We start from the raw sequence: 6,504 nt of genomic DNA, 5'->3' as shown, positions 1-6,504 counted from the left end.
CTTCATCGTTCGACTTGCATGTGTTAAGCACGCCGCCAGCGTTCATCCTGAGCCAGGATCAAACTCTCCGTCAAAAAAACAGACACAACCACCAACCCCCGGAAAAAGAAGGCCGAATGGCTGCACAAAATCTGAAACCAGCTAAAAACACCAAACCATCCACGGGGGTGGACAACCTGGCGCCTAACCAATTCAATAAAAAATCGGTATCAACAAACTTGGCACACTATTGAGTTCTCAAACAACAGAAGCAATCCGAAGTATTCGCGGATCAGATCCGTTTTCCTTCGCTGCGATGTTTCAATCTTATTTCATCCAATTTCACTTTGCAAATCCGGGAATTTTCCCGGAATTCACTTTCGTGAATTGAATAATCCTTCCAGGGACTGCAAATAATCCGATTTCCTGGCAAAAGCCGGAGGCGGATTCTTCACAATCAGTGGGAGGTTGTTGCCCCTCAGCGGCGGCAACCCAAGAAACACTACACGCCTCCCCGCAGCTGCGCAAGTCAGCGGCCGAGAGGCGTGCAGAATGCCTTCACGGAAGGCCGGTGCATGCTTGGATCAGGCGTCCACTTCCACCGTGGCCAGATTCTTCTTACCGCGGCGCAGAAGCAGGTAGCGCCCGTGCAACAGTTCGTCACGGCCGATGACGGCGTCCGGATCCGACACCTTGGCGTTGTTCACGTACGCACCGCCCTCCCCTACCGTGCGGCGGGCCGCCGACTTGCTGTCGGAAAGGCCGGAGGCAACGAGCAACTCGATGATGCCCAGTTCGCCTGCGCCAACCTTGGCCGACGGCAGTTCCGCAGTGGCTGCCGCGAGGGTTGCCTCGTCAAGGACGCTGAGGTCGCCGTTGCCGAAGACTGCGGCAGACGCTGCGATGACCTTTTCTGTGGCGTCCACACCGTGCACCAGGGAAGTCACTTCGTAGGCGAGCTTGCGCTGGCCCTCACGGGCGAATGGACGCTCGGCGACGGACTTCTCAAGTTCTTCGATCTCGGCACGGGTAAGGAAGGTGAAGACCTTGAGGCGGTCCACCACGTCGGCGTCGGCCGTGTTCAGCCAGAACTGGTAGAAGGCGTACGGGCTGCACATGGCGGCATCCAGCCAGATGGCGTTGCCTTCGCTCTTGCCGAACTTGGTGCCGTCGGCGTTGGTGATGAGCGGGGTGCCCAGGGCGTGCACGCTCTTGCCGTCCACCTTGCGGATGAGCTCGGTGCCGCTGGTCAGGTTGCCCCACTGGTCCGAACCGCCGGTCTGCAGCACGCAGCCGTAGTCGCGGTTGAGCTGGAGGTAGTCCATGCCCTGCAGGATCTGGTAGCTGAACTCGGTGTAGCTGATGCCTTCCTCGGAGTTCAGGCGGGAAGCGACGGCATCCTTGCGCAGCATGGTGCCGACGCGGAAGTGCTTGCCGATCTCGCGCAGGAAATCGATGGCGCTCAGCGGTGCGGTCCAGTCCAGGTTGTTCACCATGCGGGCCGCGTTGTCGCCCTCGAAGCTGAGGAAACGGCGGACCTGCGCCTGCAGGTAGCCGACCCACTCCGCAACGGTGTCCTTCGTGTTCAAGGTGCGTTCCGCCGTCGGGCGCGGGTCACCGATCAGGCCGGTGGAACCGCCCACGAGGCCGAGCGGCTTGTGGCCGGCCAGCTGGAGGCGGCGCATCACCAGAAGCTGCACGAGGTTGCCCAGGTGCAGGGACGGCGCCGTCGGGTCGAAGCCACAGTAATAGGTGATCGGGTCCCCCGCGAGCAGCTTTTCCAGTTCCGCCTCATCAGTGGAAACGTGGACAAGGCCGCGCCATTTGAGCTCCTGCCAGATATTGGCGAAGCCCGGGTCGTTGTGCTGGGACTCGAGGTTGTTTACGTGTGACACGAGTTCTAAGTTAGCAGGATTGCGGGCGGTTCCCGTGCGCCGGCGTCAGCGCTCGATGCCCGCCGGCAGCGGCGCCGAGGCAATGAGCCGCAGGCGTTGCGTGGGACGGGTCATCGCGACGTAGAGATCGCCCACCTTGCCGTGCTCGTGGTTGAGCATGGCGGCCGGTTCCAGCACCACGACGCCGTCGAATTCCAGGCCCTTGGCTTCCTTCGGGCTGATCACCACGATGTCCTGCTCGTAGCTGCCGGCCCCGCTTCCCACCCGGTGCCCGTAGACGCCGCGCAGGGCGGAGGCGGCTTCGGGCAGCAGCGGGCCGTCGGCAATCACGGCGAGGAGGCCGCCGTCGAGCACTTCGAGCTCCTCGGGAAGCACTTCAAGGAGCTTTGCGACGATGCCGTCCGCCTCCACCCGGTCCACGAGCGGGTTCCAGCGGCCCTCGCGCACAGCCTTTGGTGCGGAGACCACCAGCCCGGCGCGGTTGGCCATGCGCACGGCGGCTTCGGCGATCTGCGACGGCGTGCGGTAGTTGACGGTGAGTTCTTCCAGCTGCCAGCGGTCACCGAACGACGGCGCCAGCGCGCTGTGCCAGGAATTGGCACCGGCGGCCGCGCTCGTCTGGGCGATGTCGCCGACGATCGTGAAGGACTTCAGCGGGCAGCGGCGGACCAGGAGCCGCCACTGCATGGGCGACAGTTCCTGGGCTTCGTCGACCACGATGTGGCCGAAGGCCCAGGTGCGATCGCTGACGGCGCGTTCGGCGGCGGTCAGGCGGGTTTCCCGTTCCTGGTTCTGTTCGGCCAGTTCCTCGGCGGTCATGAGGACGTTGACGCCCATGGCCTCCATGTTGGCCAGGGTCTGCTTGGCGTTGGCCAGGTCCCGGGCGCGGTCGTGTTCCTGCTGGGCCAGGCCCCGGCCGGCCGCGGCGTCGAGTTCGCCCAGCAGTTCGGCAGCCTCGTCAAGCAGCGGCACGTCGGCCTCGGTCCACGGGGCGTCCGCCGGGCGTAGCAGCAGGGCGCGCTGTTCCGGGGTGAAGTCCGGAGTGCAGGCTTCGAGGATGGCCGGCTTGCTGAAGAGCTCGGAGAGCAGCTTCTCCGGCGTCATGGGCATCCAGCACAGGTTCAAGGCGATGCGCACATCGCGGGCGGTGCGCACGTCCTCGGCCAGGTAGGCCCGGTCTGCGTTGTTGCCCAGGTTGGCGGCCTCCACCATGTCGGTGAGCTGCTCGGTAAGTTCGCGCAGCAGGATCTTGACGAAAGTCACGCGGGCTTCGTTGTGCGGCTTGCCGGTGGCACGCGCACGTTCGCGGGCACGCTTGACCTGACGCACCGTGAGCTTGAGCTTGCGCGAGTCCACTTCGAGGATGCGGTCCTCGGCGGGTGTGCGCTGGCGGTTGGCGACGGCGTTCGCCACGACGGTGGCCATGTCCAGGCTGCCCTTGAGCGCGGCGACGCGCGGGTCCTCTTCCGGGACGGCATTGATGCCGGGGAAGAGCTTGCCGAGGCTCGCCATCACTACCCCGGTCTCGCCCAGGGACGGCAGCACGCGCTCGATGTAATGCATGAAGGAGGACGACGGCCCCACCAGCAGCACGCCGGCGGACTTGAGCCGTTCGCGATGGGTGTAGAGGAGGTAGGCGGCGCGGTGCAGGGCGACGGCGGTCTTGCCGGTGCCGGGGCCGCCCTGGACCACGAGGGCGCCCGACATGGCGGAGCGGATGATGCGGTCCTGCTCGGCCTGGATGGTGCCGACGATGTCCGACATGCGGCCTGTGCGCTTGGAGTTCAGGGCGGCGAGCAGTGCTCCCTCCCCCTGCATGGAATCGCTGCCGTCCAGCATGGTGGTGTCCAGGACGTCGTCTTCGATCGCCTTGACCTCGCGGCCCTGCAGGATCAGGTGGCGGCGGCGGCGCACGCCCTGGCGGTCGAACGCGGTGGCCTGGTAGAAGTGGCCGGCTTCGGGGGCACGCCAGTCCACCATGAGCCGCTGGAGGTCCGCGGTGGACAGGCCGATGCGGCCGATGTACTGAGCCTCTCCCGAATCGAGGTCGAGGCGGCCGAAGACGAGGCGTTCGTCGACGGCGTCGAGCTGGGCCAGGCGGTCTTCGTACAGGGCGGCGAAGGCATCGCGTTCGGAGACGTTCTGCATGGTGCCCACCGCTCCGGCGCGGCGGACCTGCGCGAGCTGGCTCCGTTTCTCTTCCCGCAGCTCGTCCAGCCGTGCGTAGAGTCCGGCTACGTACTCGCGTTCGTGGAGCAAATCAGCGTCGTGCATCGAAACGATCCCCTATCGGAAATGACGGACCGTCCATTCTACAGCGCTTTTCCGCAACGCGGGTGAAACGCTTCTCCGGCAGGTGTGTCACGCAAAATTCACCTGCCGCTAACCCCGCCAGCATTTCCGGCGGCCGGCCCTGGTGCTTAGATGCTGCAATGCAGCACGATGTGGCTCTCAGCCGGCACGGAATCAGCCTGGTTCCCCTGTCCCCCGCGCATGCCGGCGCGCTTTTCGATTTCGTCGACGCCGGTATGTGGTCCGGCATGGCGGCCGGCCAACCGTTGAGCGCCGGGGAGCTCGCAGAGCTCTTCGCTTCCCGGATCGCAGACCCTGCAGTGATGCCGTTCGCGGTGGTGGAACAGCGCACCGGGGCCTTGCTCGGCTCCACCTCGTTCACCGACTACGAGCCGAGGCAGCAGCGGGTCGAAATCGGTGGCACCTTTTACGGCAGGCCGTTCTGGGGCAGCCACGTCAATCCTGCCGCCAAGCAGTTGCTGCTCTCCTACGCCTTCGACGTTCTCGCCGTGCACCGGGTGGCGTTCCGCTGCGATGCGCGGAATACGCGCAGCGCCTCCGCGATCCGCCGTCTCGGCGCGACATACGAAGGCACGCTGCGTGGCCACCGCTTTGCGCCGGATGGCAGCCGCTGCGACACCGATGTGTATTCGATCCTGCGCGACGAATGGCCGCCGCTGCGCGATGCGCTCCTCGCCCGCCTGGAGCCCTTCGAGCAGCCGCTGCCGGTGGGACAGCCGGCCTCGTTGCCGCCGGCGCCGCTGAGCGGACCGTGGCTGGTGGCGGGCTGATCCCCTAGCGCATGCGGGCCTCGAGTACGACGACGGCCCAGGACAAGGCGGGCAGGGTCAAGGTCAGCGCCTCCCCCGATACCGTAACTCCGGCCAGGGGCCCGGGCCGCACGGGTCCGCCGGCGGCGGCCCAACGGTTGGCGGCGAAGCGGTCCCGGCCGTCCGGGACGGTGAGGACGTCAGCGCGAAGGACGCGTCCGGCGTCGAACCCCCGGAGGCCGGCTTCCACCGCGGCGGGTTCCGTGAGGCTGCGGTTGGCGAGGAAGAAGGCGAGCCTGCCGTTTTCTTCGTCCCAGGTGGCGGCGGCGTCCACCACATCAACATCGCCCGAGCGGATCGTGGGGTATCTGTCCGAACGGACGACCGTCTGCAGGGACTCGCCGCGGGCAAGCTCCGCCGTCAGGGCGAAGGGATGGAAGATCGCCTGGCGCCAGGCGGGACCGTTTTCCTCGGTGCGGATGGGAGCGATCACGTTGACCAGCTGGGCCTGGTTTGCGATCGTGACGCGGTCGCAGTGGCGCAGCAGGGAGTTCAGCAGCGTGCCCACCACCACGGCGTCGGTGACGTTGTAGCTGTCCTCGATCAGGCGGGGATGTTCCTGCCACCCGGCGTCGGCCACGCGTTGCGGCTGGTCTTCGGCGTCCCGTCCGCGTTCGTACCAGACGTTCCATTCATCGAAGGAAAGCCCTATCCGTTTGCGGTGCCTGCCTTTGGAGCGCACGGCATCCACGGTGGCGGCGACCGCTTCAATGTGCCGGTCCATTTCTGTTCCGCTGGCCAGGAAGGAAGCAACGTCGCCGTCGTGCTCCTGGTAGTAGGCATGCAGGGAAACGTGGTCCACCACCTCGTAGGCGTGGCCGAGGACCGTCTGCTCCCAGGTGCCGAAAGTATCCATGGCCTGGTTTGAGCTGCCACAGGCGACAAGTTCAATTCCGGAATCGACGGCGCGCATGGCCTTGGCGGCTTCGCGGGCCAGGCGTCCGTACTCATCAGCGGTCTTGTGGCCGATCTGCCAGGGCCCGTCGAGCTCGTTGCCCAGGCACCAAAGCTTGATGCCAAAGGGCTCCCGGTGGCCGTTACGGGCACGCAGATCCGAGAGGTAGCTGCCGCCGGGGTGGTTGGCATACTCCACGATCGCCCGCGCGGCGTCCACACCACGCGTGCCCAGGTTGATCGTCTCCATGGGCTCCACGCCGGCCTTCCGGGACCAGTCGATGAATTCGTGGAAGCCGAAGGCGTTGCTCTCCACGCTGTGCCAGGCGGTGTCGAGCCGGCGCGGACGCTCCTCCAGCGGCCCGACGCCGTCTTCCCAGGCGTAGCCGGACGCGAAGTTCCCGCCCGGATAGCGCACTACCGTGACGCCGAGTTCCCGGACCAGGTCCAGGACATCCTCACGGAAGCCCTGGCTGTCGGCCGCAGGATGGCCGGGCTCATAGATGCCGGTATAGACGCAGCGGCCCATGTGCTCGACAAAGGAGCCGAAGAGCCTGCGGGACACCCGTGCGACGGTGAAGTCGCGGTCGACGCTGATCCGTGCACGGGCCATG

General features: G+C 66.0%; 4 protein-coding genes and 1 rRNA gene. 1 reads left to right on the top strand and 4 read right to left on the bottom strand.

Annotated elements, in window-relative coordinates; translation table 11 throughout:
• The 3 genes from BIU82_RS09520 to BIU82_RS09510 form a co-directional block, all read right to left on the bottom strand.
• Positions 1–74: ribosomal RNA gene (locus tag BIU82_RS09520) — 16S ribosomal RNA — on the bottom strand; the annotation flags it as partial.
• A 489-nt stretch (positions 75–563) separates the two neighbouring features.
• A complete protein-coding gene (gene tyrS, locus BIU82_RS09515; protein WP_070349238.1) occupies positions 564–1,874 on the bottom strand; it encodes a tyrosine--tRNA ligase in 1,311 nt (436 codons plus the stop codon).
• Positions 1,875–1,919: 45 nt separating this feature from the next.
• A complete protein-coding gene (locus BIU82_RS09510) occupies positions 1,920–4,148 on the bottom strand; it encodes an AAA family ATPase (protein WP_070349237.1) in 2,229 nt (742 codons plus the stop codon).
• Between the two features lie 158 nt (positions 4,149–4,306).
• On the opposite strand from BIU82_RS09510, the gene BIU82_RS09505 reads away from it, so the two are divergent.
• Positions 4,307–4,957: a GNAT family protein gene (locus tag BIU82_RS09505; protein WP_070349236.1), complete on the top strand. Its 651-nt coding sequence runs from the start codon at positions 4,307–4,309 to the stop codon at positions 4,955–4,957.
• Positions 4,958–4,961: 4 nt separating this feature from the next.
• Here BIU82_RS09505 and BIU82_RS09500 read toward each other — a convergent pair whose 3' ends face one another.
• Positions 4,962–6,503 carry an alpha-N-arabinofuranosidase gene (locus tag BIU82_RS09500; RefSeq protein WP_070349235.1) on the bottom strand — a complete coding sequence of 514 codons (1,542 nt, stop codon included), beginning with the start codon at positions 6,501–6,503 and terminating at the stop codon, positions 4,962–4,964.
• Between the last annotated feature and the right edge of the window lies 1 nt (position 6,504).

Origin of the sequence: Arthrobacter sp. SW1 (assembly GCF_001766675.1) — a bacterium.
In the GTDB taxonomy this organism is placed as follows: domain Bacteria; phylum Actinomycetota; class Actinomycetes; order Actinomycetales; family Micrococcaceae; genus Arthrobacter.
Note: the sequence above shows the minus strand (reverse complement) of the source record. Positions and strands in the feature narration are given on the sequence as shown.